The sequence below is a fragment of the Sorangium sp. So ce321 genome (genome assembly GCF_051530195.1).
Classification (GTDB): Bacteria; Myxococcota_A; Polyangia; order Polyangiales; family Polyangiaceae; genus Sorangium.
Map to the genome: position 1 here is coordinate 11095976 of NZ_CP150329.1, position 24061 is coordinate 11120036.

The 24061-nt window shown below is 68.5% G+C and carries 16 protein-coding genes; 11 read left to right on the forward strand and 5 right to left on the reverse strand.

Annotated features, from left to right (window positions below):
• The first annotated feature begins 414 nt into the window (after positions 1–414).
• From WME89_RS41075 to WME89_RS41085, 3 genes are all read left to right on the forward strand, one after another.
• Positions 415–1923: a serine/threonine-protein kinase gene (locus WME89_RS41075; protein ID WP_438005038.1), complete on the forward strand. Its 1509-nt coding sequence runs from the start codon at positions 415–417 to the stop codon at positions 1921–1923.
• Between the two features lie 104 nt (positions 1924–2027).
• Positions 2028–2657, forward strand: a complete 630-nt coding sequence (locus tag WME89_RS41080; RefSeq protein WP_437620241.1) for a TetR/AcrR family transcriptional regulator — start codon at positions 2028–2030, stop codon at positions 2655–2657.
• Positions 2658–2772: 115 nt separating this feature from the next.
• On the forward strand, positions 2773–3522 hold the full coding sequence (locus WME89_RS41085; protein WP_437659154.1) for an SDR family oxidoreductase: 750 nt from the start codon (positions 2773–2775) through the stop codon (positions 3520–3522).
• 745 nt (positions 3523–4267) lie between these two features.
• Here the strand turns inward: WME89_RS41085 and WME89_RS41090 are convergent.
• Positions 4268–6097, reverse strand: coding sequence for a DUF4215 domain-containing protein (locus WME89_RS41090; RefSeq protein WP_438005039.1), 1830 nt, complete (start codon positions 6095–6097; stop codon positions 4268–4270).
• Positions 6098–6766: 669 nt separating this feature from the next.
• Between WME89_RS41090 and WME89_RS41095 the strand changes: the two genes are divergently transcribed.
• Positions 6767–8053: an ABC transporter substrate-binding protein gene (locus tag WME89_RS41095; RefSeq protein WP_438005040.1), complete on the forward strand. Its 1287-nt coding sequence runs from the start codon at positions 6767–6769 to the stop codon at positions 8051–8053.
• A gap of 113 nt (positions 8054–8166) precedes the next feature.
• On the opposite strand, the gene WME89_RS41100 is transcribed toward WME89_RS41095, so the two are convergent.
• On the reverse strand, positions 8167–8949 hold the full coding sequence (locus tag WME89_RS41100; RefSeq protein WP_438005041.1) for an SDR family oxidoreductase: 783 nt from the start codon (positions 8947–8949) through the stop codon (positions 8167–8169).
• 644 nt (positions 8950–9593) lie between these two features.
• Here WME89_RS41100 and WME89_RS41105 point away from each other — a divergent pair.
• The 5 genes from WME89_RS41105 to WME89_RS41125 all read left to right on the forward strand — a co-directional run bounded on the left by WME89_RS41105 (position 9594) and on the right by WME89_RS41125 (position 18007).
• Positions 9594–10880 carry an ABC transporter substrate-binding protein gene (locus WME89_RS41105; RefSeq protein ID WP_438005042.1) on the forward strand — a complete coding sequence of 429 codons (1287 nt, stop codon included), beginning with the start codon at positions 9594–9596 and terminating at the stop codon, positions 10878–10880.
• On the forward strand, positions 10877–11788 hold the full coding sequence (locus tag WME89_RS41110; protein WP_438005043.1) for a carbohydrate ABC transporter permease: 912 nt from the start codon (positions 10877–10879) through the stop codon (positions 11786–11788). Before WME89_RS41105 ends, WME89_RS41110 begins: the two co-directional genes overlap by 4 nt.
• A 116-nt stretch (positions 11789–11904) precedes the next feature.
• On the forward strand, positions 11905–12672 hold the full coding sequence (locus WME89_RS41115; RefSeq protein WP_437628124.1) for a carbohydrate ABC transporter permease: 768 nt from the start codon (positions 11905–11907) through the stop codon (positions 12670–12672).
• Positions 12669–15035, forward strand: a complete 2367-nt coding sequence (gene yicI / locus WME89_RS41120; protein ID WP_438005044.1) for an alpha-xylosidase — start codon at positions 12669–12671, stop codon at positions 15033–15035. The genes WME89_RS41115 and yicI overlap by 4 nt, the downstream gene beginning before the upstream one ends.
• Positions 15032–18007 (forward strand): glycoside hydrolase family 3 C-terminal domain-containing protein, encoded by a 2976-nt coding sequence (locus WME89_RS41125; protein ID WP_438005045.1) that lies wholly within the window; start codon positions 15032–15034, stop codon positions 18005–18007. Before yicI ends, WME89_RS41125 begins: the two co-directional genes overlap by 4 nt.
• A gap of 97 nt (positions 18008–18104) precedes the next feature.
• Here the strand turns inward: WME89_RS41125 and WME89_RS41130 are convergent, their stop codons facing one another.
• A complete protein-coding gene (locus WME89_RS41130; RefSeq protein WP_438005046.1) occupies positions 18105–19199 on the reverse strand; it encodes a pectate lyase in 1095 nt (364 codons plus the stop codon).
• A gap of 436 nt (positions 19200–19635) precedes the next feature.
• On the opposite strand from WME89_RS41130, the gene WME89_RS41135 reads away from it, so the two are divergent.
• Both WME89_RS41135 and WME89_RS41140 read left to right on the forward strand, forming a co-directional pair.
• Positions 19636–20238, forward strand: coding sequence for a glutathione S-transferase N-terminal domain-containing protein (locus WME89_RS41135; protein WP_438005047.1), 603 nt, complete (start codon positions 19636–19638; stop codon positions 20236–20238).
• A 133-nt stretch (positions 20239–20371) separates the two neighbouring features.
• Positions 20372–22009, forward strand: a complete 1638-nt coding sequence (locus WME89_RS41140; RefSeq protein WP_438005048.1) for a glycoside hydrolase family 30 protein — start codon at positions 20372–20374, stop codon at positions 22007–22009.
• Positions 22010–22062: 53 nt separating this feature from the next.
• On the opposite strand, the gene WME89_RS41145 is transcribed toward WME89_RS41140, so the two are convergent.
• Both WME89_RS41145 and WME89_RS41150 read right to left on the reverse strand, forming a co-directional pair.
• Positions 22063–22761: a DNA-binding protein gene (locus tag WME89_RS41145; RefSeq protein ID WP_438005049.1), complete on the reverse strand. Its 699-nt coding sequence runs from the start codon at positions 22759–22761 to the stop codon at positions 22063–22065.
• Between the two features lie 251 nt (positions 22762–23012).
• The gene (locus tag WME89_RS41150) at positions 23013–24008 is read right to left on the reverse strand and encodes a cupin domain-containing protein (protein ID WP_438005050.1); all 996 of its coding nucleotides are present in this window, start codon (positions 24006–24008) and stop codon (positions 23013–23015) included.
• Positions 24009–24061: the final 53 nt, after the last annotated feature.

Consider the following 24061-nt stretch of genomic DNA (forward strand, 5'->3'; position numbering starts at 1 on the left):
CACGTTCGACACGCCGGCCAGTCATGGAATTTACCAGCGACGATGAACAGGCGAGGCTCCTCGCGCCCCGGATCTAGCGCTCGGCCCATCTCGAGAGTTCCACACCGGCGATCGGCCGCCTCGGACGGCGCGGACGCAGGCAGTCCAGCGAGCCCGACGGGAGCAGCGCGTCGGTCAATCGGGTCCACCCCGACTGCCCGTCTCGGCGCCACGTCGGAGCACCGCTCCCGACCCTGGCTCGCGGCGCTCGTCCAACGAGCCAGTCGCCGCGACGCTGTGTGGAGCGCAAAGGCGCCCGGAACGTCGCGCACACAAGGACAATCTATCTATATCTCCCGGCTCATCATGGCCTGAGCCTTTCTTATCCTGTACGCTCATCCCACTTCCCTTGGCACTCAGGAGGAAGCCATCGCCATGCATTACGCCCCGGATTCCGTCGTAGGTGGGAAGTACCGTCTTGAGCGTCCGCTCTCGCGCGGCGGGATGGGCTCGGTGTGGGTGGCGCGGCACATCAACCTGGGCTCTCCCGTCGCGGTCAAGTTCATGGCCCCGACGTATGCGGCGTCGTCCACGTTCGTGGCCCGCTTCGAGCGTGAGGCGAGGATCGCGGCGAGCCTGCAGAGCCCACACGTCGTTTACGTTCAGGACTATGGCATTGACGACGACACCCCGTACCTCGTGATGGAGCTGCTCCAGGGCGAGGATCTGGGCACGCGCCTCGAGCGCGTCGGCCGGCTGTCTCTCGCCGACGCCACGCTGATCCTGATGCAGGCGGGCAAGGCGCTCCGCCGTGCGCACGACGCCGGCCTCGTTCACCGCGATCTCAAGCCCGCCAACCTCTTCCTCGTGCGCGTGGAGGAGGAGCAGGACGAGATCGTCAAGGTCCTCGATTTCGGCATCGTCAAGGAGACCGGCCCGCACCTCACGGACGAGGTGACGCGCACCGGCGAGCTGCTCGGCTCGCCCCACTACATGAGCCCTGAGCAGGTCCGGGGCGAAAAGGACGTCGACAGGCGCAGCGATCTCTGGTCGCTGGGCGTCATCCTCTTCTGCGCCGTCACCGGCGAGCTGCCTTTCCAGGGTGATCAGCTCGGCGCCGTGATCGCGAACATCCTTGTCGCGCCGCTGCCGAGCGCCTCGCAGCTCGCGCCCGATCTGCCGCCGGCGATCGACGCGTTCTTCGCGCGGGCGCTGGCGCGCGACAGGGCGCAGCGCTTCCAGTCGGTCGGCGAGATGGTCGGGGAGCTCCGCCGGCTCGCGGGCATGGCGTCGCCGTCGATCCCGGATCTGCAGCTGTCGTCGGCCAACCCGACCTGGTCCCGGCCGCGGTTCAGCGGGACGATACCGCTGCACGCGGTGGAGGTCAGCGCGCCGGCGGCGGCGCCGCGCTCGGCGAGGCCCGGGACGCTGACCGGCGCCGGGTCGATGGCGCAGGAGGCCGTGCAGCAGAAGCCCTCGCGCGCGCTGCTGGCGATCGCCGTCTCGGCGACGGTGCTCCTCGGCGCCGGCATCACCGCCGCTGTGAGCCGGGGCAGCGCGGTCCACGGGGATCCCCAGCAGCGCGCGGCGGTCGCCCCGGCCGAGGCGCACGCCCCGGAGCGGACCGCCGCCGCGCCGCCGGCAGCACCGCAGGCGCCGGCGGAGCCTCCGCCGCGCGTGACCCCGCGGGAGCCGTCCCCGCCCGCGCCGCCGCCGAGCACGCCCCCCGGAGAGCCCATCGCAGCAGCGGTGGTCCCGGCGGCGAAGGTTCCCGGAGACATGAGGGTGCGACCGTCGCCGCCGGCCACGGCGACACGACCTCCGACGCCCCTCCGGCTCCGGACGACGAGCACGGCTGTCGCCGAGCCCGCAACGAAGCCTCCCGCGCCGCCGGCGGAGGAGCCCGAGGTCGACCGCGTCCCGATCCCGGAAGTGCCTTTCTAGTCGGCGGTGCACGCCGCCTGCGCCGAGCCGCTCACGCTCCGCGACTGGCGCGGAAGGCAGCCGATTTTTCTGGACAACTCTGTCCAGAATGGTAGGGTCTCAGGGTGGCGAGGTCGAAGGAGTTTGATCGCGAGGTCGCGCTGGAGGCGGCAAAGGCCGTGTTCTGGCGTCAGGGTTACGAGGCCACCTCGACGGAGGATCTGCGCCACGCGATGGGGATCGGTCGGCAGAGCTTCTATGACTCGTTCCGGGGCAAGCGGGAGTTGTTCGTCGAGGTCCTCGAGCGTTACAACGCGGAGGGCGTGCGTGGCAGCGTGGCCCGGGTCGAGGCTGCGCCCTCGGCGCTCGCCGGGCTCGAAGCCTTGTTGCTCTCCTACTCCAGGGAGAAAGCGGAGCAACGTCTGCTCGGCTGCATGGGGGTGACGGCGGTCTGCGAGCTCGGGGTGAGCGACGCGGACGTCTCGCGCGTCGGCGCGGCGAGCGCTGCACGCCTGGAGAGTCTGCTCGAGCAGCAGCTGAAGCGGGCCAAGGCGGCGGGCGAGGTGCGCGACTCGGTCGACGAACGCAAACAGGCTCGCCTGCTGTATGCGGCGATCATCGGCATGAAGGTGATGTCCAAGGCCGGCGCCAGCGCGGAGGCGCTGCGTGACGTGGCGAACGCGGCGCTGGACGGCTTGCGCGCGCGCTCCAGCGGCGCGCGGCGTCCGAAGGCGGGGCGCTCGGCCTCGGACTGAGCATCGCGCCCCCTCGCGCCCCCCACCCTTTCGAGCCGCTTCGAGCGGCATTTTTTCATCCCTATTCTGGACAGATCTGTCCATAATAATTCACTCATCAACGTCAGGAGATGTCATGCAAAAGAAACTGGAAGGTAAAGTCGCTCTCATCACCGGCGGGACCAGCGGCATCGGGCTCGCTGCTGCCCAGCTCTTTCACGCCGAGGGCGCGCGGGTGATCGCGACTGGCCGGAACGGCGCGACGCTGGACGCGGCGCGCGCGGTGCTGTCCCCCGAGATCGAGCTGCTGCAGTCGGACTCCGGCGACGGCGCCGCCATCGCGGCGCTCTTCGCCCACGTCGGCGAGCGTTACGGGCGCCTCGACGTGCTGTTTCTGAACGCGGGGATCCTGCGCGGGGGCACGATCGCCGCGCTGCCCGAGGCCGACTTCGACGAGGTGTTTCGCGTCAACGTCAAGGGGCCGTGGCTCGCGCTCAAGGCGGCCGCTCCGCTCCTGCGCCGCGGCGGCGCCGTCGTGCTCAACGCCTCCATCAACGCTCACCTCGGCATGGCCGGCACGAGCGCCTACGCTGCCTCCAAGGCGGCGGTCCGCTCGCTGGCGAGAACGGCGGCGTCCGAGCTCGCGAGCGCCGGCGTGCGCGTGAACGTCCTGAGCCCTGGTCCCACCGACACGGGAATCATCGAAAAGACTCAGCCGCGCGACCAGGTCGCGGCCGTCCATGCCTCCCTCGCCGAGCGAGTCCTGCTCAAGCGCCTCGGGTCGAGCGAGGAGATCGCCCGCGCGGCGCTGTTCCTCGCCAGCGATGACTCGTCGTTCATGACCGGCGAGGAGATCGTGGTCGACGGCGGCATGACGCGCGTCTAGAGGGGTTTTCAGCCGGAATTGGTACACCGTCTTACGTCTTACGTGCTCGTCCTTCGTCCTTCGTCCTTCGTCCTTCGTCCTTCGTCCTTCGTCTTACGTCTTACGTCTTACGTCTTACGTCTTACGTCTTACGTCTTACGTCTTACGTCTTACGTCTTTCGTCTTACGTGCTCGTCCTTCGTGCGCGTGCGCGTGCGCGTGCGCGATTTCCCGGCGTCAGCGCGCACGCGTGCGCGATTCCCCGGAATCAGCGCGCACGCGCACGCGCACGCGCACGGGGAAGGCAGACGGAAGACGAGAGACGAGAGACGAGAGACGAGAGACGAGAGACGAGAGACGAGAGACGAGAGACGAGAGACGAGAGACGAGAGACGAGAGACGAGAGACGAGAGACGAGAGACGAGAGACGAGAGACGAGAGACGAGAGACGAGAGACGAGAGACGGAAGACGAGAGACGTCTGCATCAAACTCGCGCAAAAGGTGGTCTAGAGCGCCACTGTCCCCTGCAGCCCCCTCACGGGCGGATGGGCTGGCGCGTGCCGTGCTCGGTCGCGCGCACCTCGCCGGCCGCCTCGTCGGAGTGAGGCTGGGGGTGCGGGCGCCGGTCAGCGCGCGCAGGGGGCGACAGCGAGCTTGTGGTGAGGCCGGCGGGTCAGGGCGGGACGGCGAGCATGCGCGCAGCGCACCTCAACTTCGTCCCGAGGCGAGGGCCACCCCGGCGCGCCAGAGACGGCGCGCGGGCGCTCAGGGAGCGGGGGTGAAGGCGACGGTGAGCGTGTAGGGGCCGCGGTCGCTCGGCCTGTAGGTGTCGACGAAGACGAACAGGGGCTCGCCGCCGGGGACATCGATCTCGAGCGTCTCGTTACGGCCGGAGCCTACGTTGTCGACGCACTCGACCTCGGAGCCGGTGTCCGCGCAGCTCTCGCGCAGGTAGATGCCCATGTCGGTCGCGGAGGACAGCGTCAGCGTGAGCGTGCCGTCGCTCGGCGGCGTGAACCTGCGGATCGTCTCCGGCGCGTACCATCCGAGGCAGCTGCCCTCGAACGCCGACGTGCCGGTCGCCGTGCTGCCCGTGTTCTCGCCGATGACGAGATCGACCGCGTCCTCGCACAGCACGTCGAGCTCGTGGGCGCACGTGGCGGAGCAGCCATCGCCGCTCGTGGTGTTGCCGTCGTCGCACTCCTCGGTCGAGTCGACGGTCCCGTCGCCGCACACGATCGGCGTGAAGCTGACGTTCAGCGTGTAGGGACCGCTCTCCTCCGCGTCGTAGGCGTCGACGACGATCGGCACGGTCTGGCCGGCGCTCACGTGGAGCTCGATCCGCTCTTCGTCGGGCAAACCATCCTCGGGGAAGCCCGTGTCGGAGCATTCGATCTCGGAGAGCGTGTCCGCGCACGAGCTGCGGGCGTAGACGCTGTGATCGGTCGGCGACTCGAGCTCGACCACGAGCGTGCCCGACTGCCCGGCGGGCGGCGTGAACAGGTGGATCTCCTCCTGTCCGTGCCCGGTGTTGCCGAGGTAGCAGGTCCCTTCCAGCCCGCTCGTGCCCCCCGACGTGTCGCCGTTGATCGTCGTCGAGACGATGGGGGTCGCGCTCGCGCAGGCGGCCTCGGCGATCGGGGTGCAGGTCGCGGCGCAGTCGGTGTCCGCGCAGTCGTAGTCCCCGTCCTCGTCGTCGTCCTCATCGTTCGTGCAGTCCGCCTCGCCGGGCACGCAGAGGCCGCTCAGGGTGTCGCACACGCCGACGGAGGGGCACTGCGCGTTCGAGGTGCACCTCGGGGCGCAGGCCCGGACGCCGCCGCCGATGTCCTCGCAGGCATAACCGTCGCGGCAATCCGACGACGCGCTGCAGAGCGAAAGGCACGCGCCCACGCCACCGAAGAGGTCGAGACAGACCCCACCGTCGCACTCTCCGCCCGGCGTTATCTCCTCCGTGGGCTCACACAGGTTCGAGCAGAGCCCGGACGGGTATCCGAGTTCCCCTTCGGAGAGGCAGATGTCCCCGGTGCACTCGTCGTCCGTCGCGCAGGCGTCGTACAGCGCGCCCACTGGCGCGCCGCCGCCGCCGCCGCCGCCCGTGGGCTCGCCGCCGCCGCCGCCCGTGGGCTCAGCGCCGCCGCCGCCCGTGGGCTCAGCGCCGCCGGTGCCGGTCGGCTCAGCGCCGCCGCCGCCCGTGGGCTCGGCGCCGCCGGTGCCGGTCGGCTCGGCGCCGCCGGTGCCGGTCGGCTCGGCGCCGCCGGTGCCGGTCGGCTCAGCGCCGCCGGTGCCGGTCGGCTCGGCGCCGCCGGTGCCGGTCGGCTCAGCGCCGCCGGTGCCGGTCGGCTCGGCGCCGCCAGTGCCGGTGGGCTCAGCGCCGCCGGTGCCGGTCGGCTCGGCGCCGCCAGTGCCGGTGGGCTCGGCGCCGCCGCTCCCGCCGGTGCCGGTTCCGGTGCTCGTGGCGTCGACGCCGCCGACACCCCCGGCGCCCCCGGAGCCGCCATTGCCGCCGGCGCCGCCCTGGCCCTCATCGTCTCCGCATCCCGCGGCTGCCGACAGCGCCAGCACGAAAAGACCTGCAACGAGTCGTACGTTCATCCACCTGCTCCAACGCATGAGAGAGTTGTCGTGACGCGAGGTGTGCCTCACCCCACGGCGCAGCGTGATGCCATCTTCGGCGCAACCGCTCCGCCTGCCAACCCCCTTTCACGGGGGCCGCCTGCCCCGGCGCGCGCCGGAGTGCGCGGTCGCCGGACCCAGCCGGGGCTGCGCATCGCCGGGAGAGTCCGCGCGCGGAGCACACAACGCGCCTGGATCGTCTGCCGGGAGGGCTGCCTTTTTTTCATCAAATGTTCCGGGCTAGCCCTCCGACGATACACCCATGGGGGGCGTTGTCTCATGCACATTGAGACGGAGGGCGCCACAGCCATCGGGGTGACCTCCCGGGATAGCTCGCGTTGATCAGGAAGCTCGTATCCGAAAAGCCTGCCGCGAATACCCGGGCGAAATCAGGATCGGGATCCGAGTCGACCGGCCAGGCGCGGGGCCCCATGCGCTGTCGAGCAGGATGGCCCCGAGCTTCATGGGCGCTGCCTCCAGGTGCGCCTGGTGGAGAAGGTCACCCACATCCTCACAGCTGAACATATGACCAGAACTTTATTTTGTTCTATCCAATTGTATGGGCGTTCACACGTGGGTTAACATGCCGCCCCTCGAAGTGAATCGACGAGGAGGGCCCATGTCCGTTTCTCACCTCGGAGGAAACTCATGATCAAGAGAGTCACGGGCGCAGCGCTGCTCGCCGTGCTCGCCGCGGGGTCCCTGACGCTGGCCGCGTGCGGTCGCAGCGACGACGGCGAGCCCGGCGGCAAGGAGCTGCGGGTCTGGCACTACGAGGCTCCCGAGAGCGCCATGGGCGTGGCCTGGAACGAGGCCATCAAGGAGTTCGAGGCCACCCATCCGGGCGTGAAGGTCAAGCTCGAGTTGAAGGGCTTCGAGCAGATCCAGAAGACCGCGCCCATGATCATGAACTCCAAGAGCGCCCCCGACGTCATGGAGTACAACAAGGGCACCGCGACCGCCGGGCTGCTCTCCAGGCAGGGTCTGCTCCAGGACCTCACCCCCGAGGCCACCAGACGCGGCTGGGACAAGCTGATCAGCCCGGGCGTGCAGGTCGTCGCCAGGTACGACGACAAGGGCATCATGGGCGGCGACAAGTGGTACGGGGTGCCCAACTACGCCGAGTACGTGCAGGTCTACTACAACAAGGACCTGTTCAAGAAGCACGACGTCAACGTCCCGACCACGTTCGACGAGCTCACCAAGGCGATGGACGCGTTCGTCGCCAAGGGCGTCACGCCGCTGGCCAACGCCGGCGCCGAGTACATGGCGCAGCAGTACGTCTACCAGCTCGCGCTGGACAAGGCCGACCAGCCGTGGGTGAGCGCGTTCCAGCGCTACACCGGCAAGACCGACTTCACCGACCCGGCATGGACCCACGCGGCGACCACGTTCGCTGACTGGGTGACGAAGGGCTACATCGCCAAGAGCTCGGTCAGCACCAAGGCCGAGGACGCCGGCGTGGCGTTCATGAGCGGCAAGCTCCCGATGATGTTCTCCGGGAGCTGGTGGTTCGGGCGCGTGGCCAAGGAGGCCAAGTTCGACTGGGATACCTTCGTGTGGCCCGGCGCCAAGATGACCCTCGGATCGGGCGGCAACCTGTGGGTCGTCCCGGCGGGAGCGAAGAACAAGCAGCTCGCCTACGACTTCATCGACATCACGCTGCAGAAGAAGATCCAGAACATCCTCGGCAACGCGGGCGGCGTCCCGGTCGCGGCCGACAGCTCGGCCATCACCGAGCCCAGGGCCAGGAAGCTCATCGACGGCTTCACCACCCTCGCCCAGTCGAACGGCCTGGCGTACTACCCGGACTGGCCGGTCGCGGGCTTCTACGACCAGTGGGTCTCGCAGACCCAGAAGCTCATGAACGGCGACCCGCCGCAGTCGGTGCTCAGCGGCCTCCAGAAGACCTACGACAGCGGCCTGCCCAGGTGACGGCACGCAGCTCGACAGGGCGTGCCCGGCTCGCCTACCTGCCCTGCCTGATCCCCGGGCTGCTTCAGTGGTGCAAGGATCAGTTGCAGCCGTAATCGCCATGACGCATCAGATCAAAGCAGTGCACGATCGAGGTGCACATATCCTCCATCCACATGAATGAGCTGTCCCGTGATGTGCGAGGACTTTTGCGAGAGCAAAAAGACCACCATCGCGGCGATCTCTTCCTTTGTAGTCATTCGTTTTCCCAGTGGAATTTTTTCGGTTATCAGCTTCAATTTCTCTTCCGGGTCAGGGAAGGTCTTGATCCAGGTGTCATACGACGGGGTATAACATTCTGCGACGATCACAGCGTTCACCCGGACCTCGTGGGGCAGAAGCTCCACCGCCCACTCGCGCGTGAGCGCGTTCCGCCCTCCGTTGGAGGCCGCATATGCGGAGGTATTGCCTTGCCCTGTCTCGGCCGTCTTCGATGAGATATTGACAATCGAACCTTTGCCGCGAATCAACTCCGACAACGAATAGTGCGCCATCAAATAATAATGGATCAGGTTCTTGTGAAGCGAGTCGATGAATTTTTCATAGCTCCCCGAAGCCAGACCCACGCCATCATTTACACCGGCATTGTTGACGAGCGCATCGATCCTTTCGAATTTTGACATTGTCTCTTCGACGGCCCGCCTACATGCGTCATTCGACGTAAGCTCGGCGGTCACGTATCCGCATTTGGACCCTTTCGAGACGATCGATTGAGATACCCTCAAGTTATCGCTCTCATCACGCCCGATGATCACCGGAATGGCCTTCTCCTCCGCGAGCGCTCGTACGATACCCTCTCCGATACCTCTGGCGCCCCCGGTGACTATGACGACTTTGTTCTCTAATCCCAGTTCCATATTACTCTCCTGTGAGTTTATGAATTTTTGCTACGGTATCCCAGATACAATCCAGATTCATCGCCGCGTGAGACATCTTGGCGCTGGTCCTCGCCTGCTCCGGTCCTGTGCCACCTCGGCCGCCATCCCCGACGGCGCCGGCCAAGGCCAGCACGGTGCTGTCGCTGCCGCCGCCGGACCCCTGCCGGCCCGCCGCGGAGCTGCGGAGCTGCGGAAGCTCGTCCCCGCGCTGCCGGACAAGGGCACGCTCGATCGGGCGGCGGCGGTGCCCGGCGAGGACGTGGACGCGACGGGCGTCCCCGCCCTGGTGCGGCGCTCGGAGGGGAGAGCTACAGGCGACCAATCGGTGCTCGGACGAGCACGGGAGAACTACAAACCACCGAGACGCCGAGGGCGCCGCGAGGAGCGAACTCCCTGCGTCCTCTCGGCGCCTCGACGGCTTCACTCTTCCCACGGTCGTCATGGGCGCTGCCTCCCGGTGCGCCTCGCGGCGACGGTCACCCACATTCTCCCAGATGAACATGTGACGAGCGTTTTGTCTGGTTTCCCTGTTGTGTGAACGTTCACATGTGGTTTATCATCCCTGCCCTCGGAGCGCTTCGAAAAGGAGGGCCGATGTCCGTTTCTCACCACGGAGGAAATTTATGATCAAGAGAGTCACGGGCGCAGCGCTGCTCGCCATGCTCGCCGCAGGGTCCCTGACGCTTGTCGCGTGCGGTCGCAGCGATAACGGCGAGCCCGGCGGCAAGGAGCTGCGGGTCTGGCACTACGAGGCTCCCGAGAGCGGCATGGGCGTCGCCTGGAACGAGGCCATCAAGGAGTTCGAGGCCACCCATCCGGGCGTGAAGGTCAAGCTCGAGCTGAAGGGCTTCGAGCAGATCCAGAAGACCGCGCCCATGATCGTGAACTCCAGCAGCGCCCCCGACGTCATGGAGTACAACAAGGGCAACGCGACCGCCGGGCTGCTCTCCAGGCAGGGCCTGCTCGAGGAGATCACCCCCGAGGTCAAGAAGCGCGGCTGGGACAAGCTGCTCAGCCAGAGCGTGCAGGTCGTCGCCAAGTACGACGACAAGGGCATCATGGGCGGCGACAAGTGGTACGGGGTGCCCACCTACGCCGAGTACACGCAGGTCTACTACAACAAGGACCTGTTCAAGAAGCACGACGTCAACGTCCCGACCACGTTCGACGAGTTCACCAAGGTGATGGACGCGTTCGTCGCCAAGGGCGTCACGCCGCTGGCCAACGGCGGCGCCGAGTACATGGCGCAGCAGTACGTCTACCAGCTCGCGCTGGACAAGGCCGACCAGCCGTGGGTGAACGCGTTCCAGCGCTACACCGGCAAAACCGACTTCACCGACCAGGCCTGGACCTACGCGGCGACCACGTTCGCCGACTGGGTGACGAAGGGCTACATCGCCAAGAGCTCGGTCAGCACCAAGGGCGAGGACGCCGGGGTGGCGTTCATGAGCGGCAAGTTCCCGATGATGTTCTCCGGGAACTGGTGGTTCGGGCGCGTGGCCAAGGAGGCCAAGTTCGACTGGGATACCTTCGTGTGGCCCGGCGCCAAGATGACCCTCGGATCGGGCGGCAACCTGTGGGTCGTCCCGAAGGGCTCGAAGAACAAGCAGCTCGCCTACGACTTCATCGACATCACGCTGCAGAAGAAGATCCAGAACATCCTCGGCAACGCGGGCGGCGTCCCGGTCGCGGCCGACAGCTCGGCCATCACCGAGCCCAGGGCCAGGAAGCTCATCGACGGCTTCACCACCCTCGCCCAGTCGAACGGCCTGGCGTACTACCCGGACTGGCCGGCCCCGGGCTTCTACGACCAGTGGGTCTCGCAGACCCAGAAGCTCATGAACGGCGATCCGCCGCAGTCGGTGCTCAGCGGCCTCCAGAAGACCTACGACAGCGGCCTGCCCAAGTGACAGCACGCAGCTCGACAGGGCGTGATCGGCTCGCCTACCTGCCCTACCTGATCCCCGGGCTGCTGCTGTTCACCGGGGTCATCGGGGTGCCGTTCCTGATGAACATCGGGACCAGCTTCACCGAGTGGGCCGGCGTCGGCACCCCGACGTGGGTGGGGCTCGACAACTACCGTGAGCTGGCGACGGACAGCGAGTTCTGGGCGTCGTTCCGGCACAACGCGCTGGTCATCGTCGGGATGGCGATCCTCCCGACGATGATCGGGCTCGTGCTGGCCTCCGTCCTGACCGACCTGATCGACCGGCACTTCGGCCCGCGCGCCGCCAGCGCCCTGCGCGCCTGCATCTACCTGCCGCAGGTCCTGCCGATCGTCATCGCGGGCATCGTGTGGAGCTGGCTGCTCGCCCCCGAGAACGGCGCGGTGAACGTCCTGCTGGGCGCGATCGGGCTCGGCTCGCTCGCGCACGACTGGCTCGGCGATCCCGCCACCGCGCTGTGGAGCGTCATGGGGGTCATGGTCTGGATCCAGATCGGATTCCCCCTCGTGATCTTCATGTCCGGGCTGCAGCGCGTGGATCCCTCGCTGTACGAGGCGGCCGAGATCGACGGGGCCTCGTGGGCGCAGCGCTTCTGGTACGTCACGATCCCGCAGATCAGGCCCGAGATCTTCGTGGTGCTGCTGTGGACGACGATCGCCGCGCTCAAGGCATTCCCGCACATCTTCGTGCTCACCAGGGGCGGCCCGGGAGGCGCGACCAACGTGCCGTCCTACTACTCCTATATCCATTTCTTCGAGAAGACCGACGTCGGCTACGGCTCGGCGATCGCCACCGTGCTGACGCTGATCGTCATCGCGCTCACCATCGTCTTCCTGCGGCTGCAGGGCCGTGAGCTGGAGGAGGAGCGGTGACGACGACGCTGACCCAAAGCCCGGTGAGCGCACCCGCGCGGAGCCGGCCGCGGCGGCGCCGCCGGGGTCCGTCGGCCTACGCGGTGCTGGCGGCGCTGGCGGCGCTGGCCGCGGTCATGCTGATCCCCTTCGCCGTGGTGGTCTTCAACGCGCTGAAGACGCCGGCGGAGTACACCGCCAACGGCCCGCTCGCCCCGCCGGAGGGGTTCCATCTCGAGGGGATCAGGGCCTTCTGGGAGCGCGTCGGCTTCGGCGACGTCCTGCTCAACAGCCTGCTCATCAGCGGCTCGGTGGCCGTGCTGGCGGTCCTCTTGTCGGTGCTGAACGCCTACGCGCTGGGCATCGGCCGGATCAAGGGCCGGATGTGGGTGCTGGTCCTGCTGCTGATGGCCAACACGCTGCCGCAAGAGTCGCTGGTCTACCCGCTGTACTACCTGGCCAACCAGCTCGGGCTCTACGACACCCGGATCAGCGTCATCATCGTGTTCACCGTCATCCAGAGCGCGTTCGGCACTTACCTGCTGTCGTCGGTGATGTCGGCGTTCCCCCGCCCGCTGCTGGACGCGGCGCGGATAGACGGCGCCAACCGGTGGCAGATCCTGTGGCGGGTGGTCGTGCCGGTCGTGCGGCCCACGCTGGCGGTGATGCTCGTCTTCTTCTTCATCTGGACCTGGAACGAGTTCCTGATCCCCCTCATCTTCCTCATCTCCAACGACAACCAGACGGTCTCGGTCGCGCTCGGCGTGCTGCAGGGACAGCGGCTGATGGACGCCACCATGTCCAGCGCCGCCGCGCTGCTCGGCCTGCTGCCGACCGTCGTCTTCTACCTCATCTTCCAGCGCACGCTGTCGCGCGGACTCACAGCAGGAGCGATCAAAGAATGAAGTTCACTGACGGTTATTGGGAGATGTGCAAGGGTGTGCACGCGTTCTACCCGATGGAGGTCCTCGACGTCGATGTCGACGTCGATGCCGGGCCGGCGTCGTTCGTCGTGCAGGCGCCCGTCCAGCGGATCCGGCACCGCGGCGACCTGCTCAAGGGACCGGTGGTGACCGTCACCTGCGCGTCCCCGATGCCCGACGTCATCGGCGTCACCATCACGCACTTCGCGGGCGAGCGGCCCCGCGGCCCGGCGTTCGAGCTCGCCACCGACCCGACCGGGGAGGTGAAGGTGGACGAGGACGCGGCCACGCTGACCTCCGGCGCGCTGTCGGTGCGGATCGGGCGCCGCGAGGGGTGGAGGCTGGACTTCCTGGCCGGGGGCCGCCGCCTCACCGGCAGCGCGCGGAAGGCGATGGCGATCATCGACACCGACGACGGCCGCCACTACGTGCGCGAGCAGCTCGACCTCGGCGTGGACCACTTCGTGTACGGCCTCGGCGAGCGGTTCGGGTCGCTGGTCAAGAACGGCCAGGTCGTGGACATCTGGAACAACGACGGCGGCACGTCCAGCGAGCACGCGTACAAGAACGCGCCGTTCTTCCTCACCAACGCGGGCTACGGCGTGTTCGTCGACCATCCCGGGCGCGTGTCGTTCGAGGTGGCCTCCGAGGCGGTGTCGCGGACGCAGTTCAGCATCGAGGGCCAGTCGATGCGCTACTTCCTCATCTACGGGCCGACGCCGAGGGAGATCCTGCGCAAGTACACCGCGCTCACCGGGCGGCCGGCGCGCGTGCCGGACTGGTCGTACGGGCTGTGGCTGTCCACCTCGTTCATCACCAATTACGACGAGGCGACCGTCACCTCGTTCATCGACGGGATGGCGAAGCGGGGCCTGCCGCTCAGCGTGTTCCATTTCGATTGCTTCTGGATGCGCGAGTACCGGTGGTGCGATTTCGAGTGGGACCCGCGCGTGTTCCCGGACCCGCCCGGGATGCTGCGCCGGCTCAGGGAGCGCGGCCTGCGTATCTGTGTCTGGATCAACCCCTACATCGGGCAGCGCTCGCCGCTGTTCGAGGAGGGCAGGGCGCGCGGCTACCTGCTGCGGCGCCCGAACGGCGACGTGTGGCAGTGGGACCTGTGGCAGCCGGCCATGGCCATCGTCGACTTCACCAACCCCGAGGCCCGCGCGTGGTACGCCGCCAAGCTCGACGCGCTGCTCGACATGGGCGTGGACTGCTTCAAGACCGACTTCGGCGAGCGCATCCCCACCGACGTCGTCTACCACGACGGGTCCGACCCTGAACGCGGGCACAACTACTATACCCACCTCTACAACCAGACGGTGTTCGAGCTCTTGCGCAAGCGGCGCGGCGAGGGCGAGGCGGTCGTGTTCGCCCGCTCGGCCACGGCGGGCGGGCAGCAGTTCCCTGTGCACTGGGGCGGAGACTGCGAGTCGACGTTCGAGGGGATGGGGGAGAGCCTGCGGGGCGGCCTGTCGCTGGGCATGACGGGCTTCGGCTACTGGAGCCACGACATCGGCGGGTTCGAGGGCACCCCCGACCCGGCGGTGTTCAAGCGATGGGTCGCGTTCGGGCTCCTGTCGTCGCACAGCCGTCTGCACGGAAGCGGCTCCTACCGGGTGCCATGGCTGTTCGACGAGGAGTCGGTGGAGGTGCTGCGGCGCTTCACCCGGCTGAAGATGCGGCTGATGCCGTATCTGGCCGGGGCCGCGCGGCAGGCGTACGGCGAGGGCACGCCGATGGTGCGCGCGATGGTCGTGGAGTTCCCGGACGACCCGGCCTGCACGCATCTGGAGCGGCAGTACATGCTGGGCGACGACCTGCTCGTGGCGCCTGTCTTCTCCGCCGAAGGGGAGCTCTCCTATTATGTGCCGCGCGGCGTGTGGACGCACTATCTCACCGGGAAGCGCGTCGAGGGCGGCCGCTGGGTGCGCGAGCGCCACGGGTTCGACAGCGTGCCGCTGCTCGTCCGGCCGGGGGCGGTGATCCCCGAGGGCGCGGTGGAGGACCGCCCCGACTACGACCACGCGAATGGCGTGACGCTGCGCGTGTACGAGCCGGCGGACGGCGCCCGCGTCACCACCTCGATCCCGGCTGCGGACGGGGGCGCGGGCGCGACGTTCACCACGTCCCGGGAGGGCCCGGTGGTGCGGGTGGAGGCCGCGGGCGCCCCGGGGGCCTGGAGCGTTCTGCTCGTCAACCGCCGCGTCGCGGCCGTCGAAGGCGGGGAGAGCGCGGAGCACCCGCTGGGAGCGCTGGTCAGGGCGGCCCGCGGAGAGCTGGTCATCACGCTGGAAGAGAAGGGCTCGCCCACGGCGCCCGGCCCCAAAGGAGACGACCGATGAAGAGATATTGCTCAATCGCTGCTTCCGTTCCGCTCGTCCTCGCGCTGGTGTTTCACCCCTCGAGTTCGAGCGCGGGTGAGGCGCTGCCGTTCCAGGATCCCGGTCTGCCGATCGAGGTCCGCGTCAGCGATCTCCTCGGCCGGCTCACGCTGGACGAGAAGCTCTCGCTCCTGCACCAGTTCCAGCCTCCCATTCCGCGGCTCGGCGTTCCGGACTTCAAGGCCGGCACCGAGGCGCTGCACGGGGTGGCCTGGTCGACCGATCGCGACAACGGCGGCGCCGTCGTGACGGCGACCGGCACGGTGTTCCCGCAGGCGATCGGCCTGGCGACGACCTGGAACCCGGATCTCATCCGGCAGGTCGGCGAGGCTGTCGGAGACGAGGTGCGCGGCTATCACGCGCTCGCCCCGCGCGTCTGGGGTCTGCAGGTATGGGCGCCCGTGGTCAACCTGCTGCGCGACCCGCGCTGGGGGCGCAACGAGGAGGGCTACTCCGAGGACCCGCTCCTCTCCGGCGTGATCGCCACCGCCTACGGGCGCGGCCTCGAGGGGGACGACCCGCTCTACCTGAAGACCGCGCCGGTCATCAAGCACTACCTCGCCAACAACAACGAGATCCATCGTGACACCACGTCGTCGAACCTGCGCCCCCGCGTGAAGCACGAGTATGACGAGCTGGCCTTCAAGATTCCCATCGCCGCCGACGCCGTGACCGGCGTCATGACCTCCTACAACCTGGTCAACGGCAGGCCGGCCACCGTCAACCCGGATGTCGGCGAGGTCGTGCGGAGCTGGACGCAGAAGACGCTCTACAACGTGTCCGACGCCTGGGCCCCCACCAACTTGACCGGCTCGCAGCAGTACTTCGCCACGAACGAGGAGGGCTTCGCGGCCACGCTCCTGGCCGGAGTGGACAGCTTCACCGTCGACGACGCCAACAGCGCGCCCACCATCGCGATCCTCCAGTCGGCGCTCGCGCAAGGGCTCCTCACCGAGGAAGACATCGACGCCTCCGTCGAGCACGTCCTCTCCGTCCGCCTCCGGCTCGGCGACTTCGACCCGGACGGGGGTCCCTATGCCGGCATCGGGCCCGAGGTCATCGACAGCCCGGCGCACCGCCAGCTGGCCCGCCAGGCCGCCGACGAGGCCGTGGTGCTGCTCGAGAACAGGCGTCGCCTCCTGCCGCTGAACCCGTCGGCCACGCGGCGGATCGCGGTCGTCGGGCCGCTCTCGGACACGCTCTACACGGACTGGTACTCCGGGGCGCTCCCGTACAGGGTCACGCCCCTCTCCGGCATCCGTGAGCGGCTCGGCGGCGCCACCGTCCTCTCCAGCGAGGGCGTCGACCGGATCGTGCTGCGCGACGTGGCGAGCGGCCGCTACGTGACCGCCGGCGCGGACGAGGACGGGGACGTCCTGCGCGTCAGCGCGGCCAGCGCGGGTGCCACCGAGGAGTTCGACGTGTTCGACTGGGGGCAGGGCATCGTCACGCTGCGCAGCGCGGCCAACGGCAAGGTGGTCGACCGCTTCAACTTCGGCGCCAACTTCGCGAACAGCGCCGCCCAGCCGTACGGCTGGTTCGTCCAGCAGCAGTTCGCCCTCGAGCCGCAGGGCGACGGCACGCACGTCATCCGCTACGCCGGCTACGAGAAGGCGTTCGACTGGGCCGGCCCCGAGGTCTACCTGACCATCGCCGAGGACGGCGCGCTCGCCCTGACCGCGACCGACGCGGCCAACGCGGCCCACTTCGCGATCGACGTCGTCCGGAGCGGCGTCGACGAAGCCGTGCGCGCGGCGACAGGCGCAGACGCCGCCGTGGTCGTCGTCGGCAGCATGCCGTTCATCAACGGGCGGGAGGATCACGACCGCACGTCGATGGCGCTGGCCGAGCGGCAGTCCGCCCTGGTACGGGCGGTCGTCGCCGCCAATCCGCGCACCGTCCTCGTGCTCGAGACGAGCTATCCGCTGACCATCCCGTGGGAGAAGCTCCGCGTCCCCGCCATCCTGTGGACCACCCATGCGGGCCAGGAGACCGGCCATGCCATCTCCGACGTCCTCTTCGGCGACCACAATCCTGCCGGGCGGCTGACCCAGACCTGGTACCGCTCGGCGGACGACCTGCCGGATGTCCTCGAGTACGACATCATCAAGGCCCGGCGGACCTATCTCTACTTCGACGGTGATCCGCTCTATCCGTTCGGGTACGGGCTGTCGTACTCGACCTTCGGGTACGACAACCTCCAGCTGAGCGCCCGGTCGGTCCAGGCGGGCGACCCGATCTCGGTGCGCGTCGACGTCACGAACACGAGCCTGCGGGCCGGCGACGAGGTCGTTCAGCTCTACAGCCGCCAGCCATCGTCGCGCGATCCGCAGCCCGCCAGGCAGCTGCGGGCGTTTCAACGGGTCCACCTCGCGCCGGGCGAGAAGCGGACGGTCGAGCTCGATTTCGCCGCGTCCGACCTGGCCCACTGGGACGTGACCCGGAGCCGCTGGGTGCTCGAGGCGGCAGGCGTCGAGCTGATGGTCGGCTCCTCCTCGGCCGACATCCGCCGGAGCGCTGTCGTGCGCGTGCGCGGCGAGCGCATCCCGGCCCGCGACCTCGCCCGCGAGACGCGAGCGCTCGACTTCGACGACTACGCCGGCATCGAGCTTGTCGACGAGAGCAAGGAGTGGGGCGAGGCCGTGGGCGCCACCGCGGGCGGCTGGCTGCGCTTCTCCGATGTCGAGCTGGGCAGCGGTGCCCGCCACTTCAGCGGCGGGTTCGCCCGCGCCGAGGCGGGCGACGCGCTCGTCGAGATCCGGATCGACGATCCGGTCCGCGGCAAGGTGGTCGGGACCGCCGTCGTGCCGAGCACGGGCGACGTGTACGCATACGCCACCGCGAATGCCGAGCTCGATGGCGCGTACGGGCGACACGACGTGTACCTCGTGTTCCGTGGCGCCGCCCGCCTGTCGACCTTCGCGATCGACTGAGGGGCGGCTCGCCCGGCGCAGGGTCGGGAGCGGCCGACGTGGTCATCGGTCGCTCGCCCAGCCTCTTTTATACATTGCCAGGGGGTGGGACCCAGGCTCAGTACTCGGTGACGTTCTCCGGGGGGACATCGCGGAACACGCGGTCGCTCTTGTCGCCCGAGCCGACGAACTCGTACGTGAGGTTGTGATGGCGGACGAAGCAGAGCGGGCTGTCGCTCTGCACGACCGCCGAGACGACGCCCGTCACCGTGACGGTGTTGAGGTCCAGCTTCAGCTCGAACTCCGTCCCGCCGTTCTGGCGCAAGAGCTTGCCCATCTCGGCGCCCGTGAAGTTCTCGATCCGGACGTCGCAGGGCGCGTTGAACTGGAACATCTTGTCGGACGCCTTGTACCCCTCGCTGTCCTTGATCGTGATGGCCCCGCCGGGGAAGTAGCTGCGGACCGACGCCGCGTCCTCTCCGACGTCCTCCCAGGTGATGTTCTCGAGGACGTTGTCGCCCATCATGTGGATCCCCTCACAGCCGGGGTAGGCGATGGTCACGTTCTTGACGCTGGCCCCCGGCGCGAGCAGGAAGAACGGCCGCTGGCTCTCGGCCTGCTCACCCTTCGATATGTCGCATTTCATGGCGGCGACGTCGGCGGTCAGCGTCTCGCCCTTGCCGTCGTACACCGCATTGGGAGGGACGAAGAGGGTCTGGGATATCGTCCGGGCGGCGCCAGTCCCCTCGGTGGCGTAGGTCAGCGGTCCGACCTCCTCGGTGATATAGCCCTCGTAGGCCTCGGCCATCTCCTCGTCCGCCGGCGTGAACTCCCTGAGGATGTCCAGCGGGTCGCCCGTGGGGATGACGCCGCCGCCTCCGGCGCCGCTCGAGGTAGCTCCGACGCTGCCGGAGCCGTCGCCGCCGCTGCCCGAGCCGGCAGCGCTCGAGCTCGTCACACCGCCTGTCGCGCCGCTGCCGGAGCCGGCACCACCGCTGCCCGCCCCTGCGGCGCTCGAGCTCGTCACGCCGCTGCCGACAGACCCGCTCCCCGAGCTGCCGATGGTGGTGCTCCCGCCCGGCTCGCTGGTGCCACCGCCCGTGTCGGAGGCCCCCTCGCCGGGCTGCGCCGAGCACGCCCAGAGGAGCGAAAGCGCGGGGATCAGGAGCCCGGCGCGGAGCCGGGCAGAAGCAATCAATGCTCTCGTCGACATGGAACCTCGCTCCTTTGAAATGCGACCGGGACAACAGGCCGCCGGCGCCGTTCGTGGACGCACAGCGATCGATCCAGAGGTTCGTGGTCCCGGTCCGGTCGTCCCAGCGATCCTTGTTGAGCATCACCTGTGCAACGGGTGTGCCGCCCGGCGCGGTGCGGCCCGGCCGTCCTGCTGTCGGTGCGCCTCGAGGAGGTGGACGCGATAGCCCCTCTCGATCAACACGGGTGTCGTCAACCACGTCAACCTCCGGTTGACGTCGCCATGACGCGCGCCGACAAGGCCCCTCACACCGCGAGCGCAGCCGGGCAGGAGCGCGCTCGCGGCCTCGGCGGCTCGCGCCAGGAACCTTCCGTCTGCCAAGGCGAGCAGCGCAGCGCCCTTGACATCCTCGAACATTTTGCTTTTCCTGCCCCTGCTGGCGAGCTCGGTCTGTATGAAGCTCTTCTACGCTCCCACGTCCCCCTTTGCCCGCAAGGTGCGGGTCACCGCGCACGAGCTGCAGCTCGGGGATCGCCTCGAGCTCGTGCTGGTCAATCCCTGGTCGGACGCGGAGCTGCGGTCCCTGAACCCGCTGGCCAAGGTTCCGACGCTGGTCCGCGACGACGGGCAGGTGCTCTTCGAGTCCGCGCTCATCTGCGAATACCTGGACCACATCGCTGCCGGGACGTTGTATCCAGCGCCAGGAGAGGCGCGGTGGAGCGCCTTGCTCCGGCAGGGCATTGCGGACGGCATCAGCGCGGCCGCGGGACGCCTCTTCGCCGACGAGCATCGCCCAGTCGATGAGCGATCGAGCAGCGTCATGCAGCGTCAGGCGGCCGCCATCGAGGCCGGTCTCGACCGGCTGGAGCGCGACGCCGGAACGCTATCGAGGGAGCTCGCGGACATCGGCGCTGTCTCGGCCGCCTGCGCGCTGGGCTACCTCGACTTCCGCTGGCCCGAGCGGGCGTGGCGAGACGGCCGGCTCGAGCTGGCGCGCTGGTTCGACACCGCCGGCCAGCGCCGGTCCATGATCGCCACGCAACATCACCTGCCGTGATATCGGTCCGCTCAGAAAACGTGGCCCTGCTCAGATCACCTCGGAGCCTCCTGGGCATATAGCACGACGATTCTCGGACGCCTGCTCCAGGCACCGCCACCGGTCTGCACCCCCAGGATCGAGGACTTCAGCGATGAACACAGCACGACGTTCGACCACCGGCGCATTGCTCGCGTTTTTCTTCGTGGCTTGCGGTTCTTCGCCAAGCGCGACAGAGCCCGAGGGCTCGGGCGGGTCGGGCACCTCGGGCACCTCCGGGTCCGGTGCGAGCGGCTCGACGGGCCCGGGCAGCTCGACGGGCCCGGGCGCCTCGACGGCCTCGGGCGGACCAGACGCGGGCGGCTCGACGGGCTCGGGCGGCGCCGGCGGCGATCCGACCGGCGACGGCGGCGCTGGCGGCTCATCCACCGGCGGCGGGCCCCCCCTGATCGAGCCTGTGTTGATCACCTCCGGCCCGAACGACTACTGGAAGACAGGGGCGCCGACGGAAGTGACGGACGGCAATGCCGACGTGACCGTCAACGACGCGATGACGTACCAGCAATGGGACGGCTTCGGCGGCACCTTCAACGAGGCGGGCTGGAACGTGCTCTCGATGCTCAGCGACTCCGAGAGGGCGCGAGCTATCAAGCTCCTCTTCGACACGGAGGAGGGAGCGGCGTTCATCTATGGACGCATCCCCATCGGCGCCAGCGACTACGCGATGGATCGCTATACCCTCAACGAGACGCCGAACGATCACACGATGGCGGATTTCTCCATCGATCGGGACCGGGAGAAGCTGATCCCGTACATCAAGGCGGCGCTCGCCGTGAGGCCCGGCCTCCACCTCTGGGCCAGCCCCTGGACGCCCCCCACCTGGATGAAGAGCAACGGCGCCATGGATGGCGGCAGGATGAAGGACGACGCGAACACCCTGCAGGCGTACGCCCTGTACTTCGCGAAGTTCGTTGAAGCGTACGCCGACGAGGGCATCACCATCGAGGCCGTCCACCCGCAGAACGAGCCGAACTACGAGACGAGGTACCCGAGCTGCACGTGGACGGGGCCGCTCATGGCCAGGTTCATCGGCACGTACCTCGGGCCGACGCTGGCCGAGCGGGGGCTCACGACCGAGGTCTACCTCGGCACGATGTCCAACGCCGACAGCGGCAAGGACGGGACGATCATCAGCGCGGTGACCGGCGATGCCACCGCGATGCGGTACGTCAAGGGCTTCGGGCTGCAGTGGAACATGCTGAGCAGCGTATCCGGCCTGAGGTCGCGCAATCTGCCGATCGTGCAGACGGAGCACAAGTGCGGCAACTACCCCTGGAACCCTGCGGGCATGCCGCCGTTCAACGCGAGCGCGGCGCCGAACGACCACGCCTACGCCGAGGAGAGCTGGAAGCTCATCCGGGACTGGATCCAGGCAGGGGTGACCTCGTACAGCGCCTGGAACATGGTGCTGGACACGGCGGGCAAGAACCTGGACTCGCAGCGGCCGTGGCCCCAGAACGCGCTCCTCACCGTCGACACGGGCACGAAGACGCTGAACGTCACCCCCGCGTACCACGTCTTTCGCCACGTCTCCGGGTACGTCGACCCGGGAGCGATGCGCGTCGGCACGACCGGCGGCGACGCGCTGGCCTTCAAGAACCCTGACGGCACCCTTGTCACGGTTCTTTACAATGCCGGCAACGCAGTGAAGGCGACGACCCTCGGCGTGGCCGGCAAGAAGCTCCAGTTCAGCATTCCTGCCCACGGGTGGGCCACCGTCAACTGGAAGTGAGGCCGACGCCGCGAGGTGGCCGGATCGACGGCCGGCCATCTCGAGGTCACCGCTCACTGCGCCTTGAGCAGATCCGCTGGCGCGCGAGGAGCCACCTCGTACGTATCCTCGTACTGCGACGTGAAGCCCGTCACCGCGAGGCTGTCGCCCATCGCGATCCCCATGAGATCGGCGGCCTTGAAGCCGGCCGATATATGAATGAAGATCTGGATCTCCCCCGAGCCGTCGTCGATGTAGAGCTTGTAGCCGTAGGGCGAGTCGTCCTCGAACGTCTTGCTCACCATGCCGGACACGCGCACGAGGCGCCCTTCCACGGGCTCCTTGACATCGCCGGTGGCGACGTCTTCGGGCGCGACCGTCCTTTCGCCGTCGACGCGCTGGACCTGCGCTGGCGAGCTCGCGATGATGCGCAGCTTGGCCATCTCGCCAGCGCGCCCGGTCACCCGCACCTTCTCGTCGAGGGCGAAGTCGAGCTTCTCCGGCAGGCTGACGTAAACCCCGCCCGAGTCGTCCTGGATGGCGAAGCCCTGCTCCGACGTCGCGGAGGAGAACGTGCCCGGCGCCACCGTGACGAACCCCTCGACGGTCGTCTCGCCGTCGAGGGCGACGGCGCGCGCCTCGGCGATCGTGCTGATCTCCGGGCCGTCAGTCGGCGGGTCGGAGGTGTCGCCGCACGCAGCGAGCGCGAGGGCGGCGATGGAGCAGAGGAAGGAGGAGCGGAGCGGTGTCATGGTCTGAGTAGGGATCACCATCGCGCGTATTTCCTTTCGGTGGGAGGAGCCGTGAGGTCTCCCACGGACCACCGATATAACAGACCCGAGCTGGCTGCGGGGCCAGGACCTGGTGCGCGCCCGACGCGCGAGGCGCCTGGGAGCGTGATGTCCACGGCCGCTCGATCTGCTCGTCCGTGCATCGCTCGTGACGGAAGAGGATGATGTTCTGCTCTCTCCCGAGCGCGAGATCGCGTACAAGCTCGAGGCCCGTGTCGCCCGCGAGAGAGCAGCTACTTTGCTGCGTTCGAGGGGGTACGCGCCGCAGCGTCGCCGTGGGCATGGCTGTCGCCTGGCCGGGCTCCTCGCGTTTGCTGCTGTGCCTTGCGGTAAGCTCCCGGGGGGGTGCCCGCCCACTGGCGGAAGGCGTGGCTCAAGGCGGCTTCCGACGAGTACCCCGTCCGCTGCGCCACGTCGGCGAGGGTCGAGCCCGCGCGGAGCAGCGCGGTCGCGCGCTCCATGCGGAGCCGTGTCAGGTAGCCGAGGGGCGGCTCGCCGACGGTCTGCTTGAAGCGCTCCGCGAACGTGGAGCGCGAGAGGCCGCACTTCGAGGCGAGGCTCTCGACCGTCCAGGGGTGCTCCAGCTGCCTGTGCATCAGCCCGAGGGCCTGTCCGATGTGCGGCTCCCGCAGCGCCCTGAGGAAGCCTCCGGAGTCGTCGGGGAGCCTCTCGATGAAGGCCCGGAGGGCCTGCACGAAGATGACGTCGGCGATGCGCGTGAGGACGACGTGGGAGCCCGGTCGAGGCGACGCGGACTCGGCGGCGATGAACTGGAGGTTCTGCTCGAGCCACGGCACCGCGCACCCCTGATCGGACGTGATGCGGATGAGCGGGGGCAACGAGGCGAGGAGCGGGTTCCTCGACCGGTCCTCGAACGTGAAGCAGCCCGAGATGAGGGTCGTTGTCGGGCCACCGCCGCCGGACCTGAGGACGTCGTCGCCGCCGGCTTCCGAGATCAACGCCTCGATGCTCCGGACGGGGCTCTTCGCCCTGTCGCGCAGCGTGTGCGCATGGCCGAGCGGCAGGAGCACGAGGTCACCTCCCGAGAGCGCCGTGGCGGGCGCCGAGGTCCCCTCCACCGTGAGCCAGCAGCTCCCGCGCACGACGTAATGGAAGCCCGCCAGCGCGCCGCCCTGCAGGCGAAGGCCCCAGGGCGCCGAGAGCTCGGCTCGTTTGAACACGTTGCTCGCGAGGCGGATCGCCTGGAGTACGTCACTGAGCGCGTCCACGAGACCTCCTCCTGCCAGACGATGAATCAAGAACGACGGACGAACTCGGATGG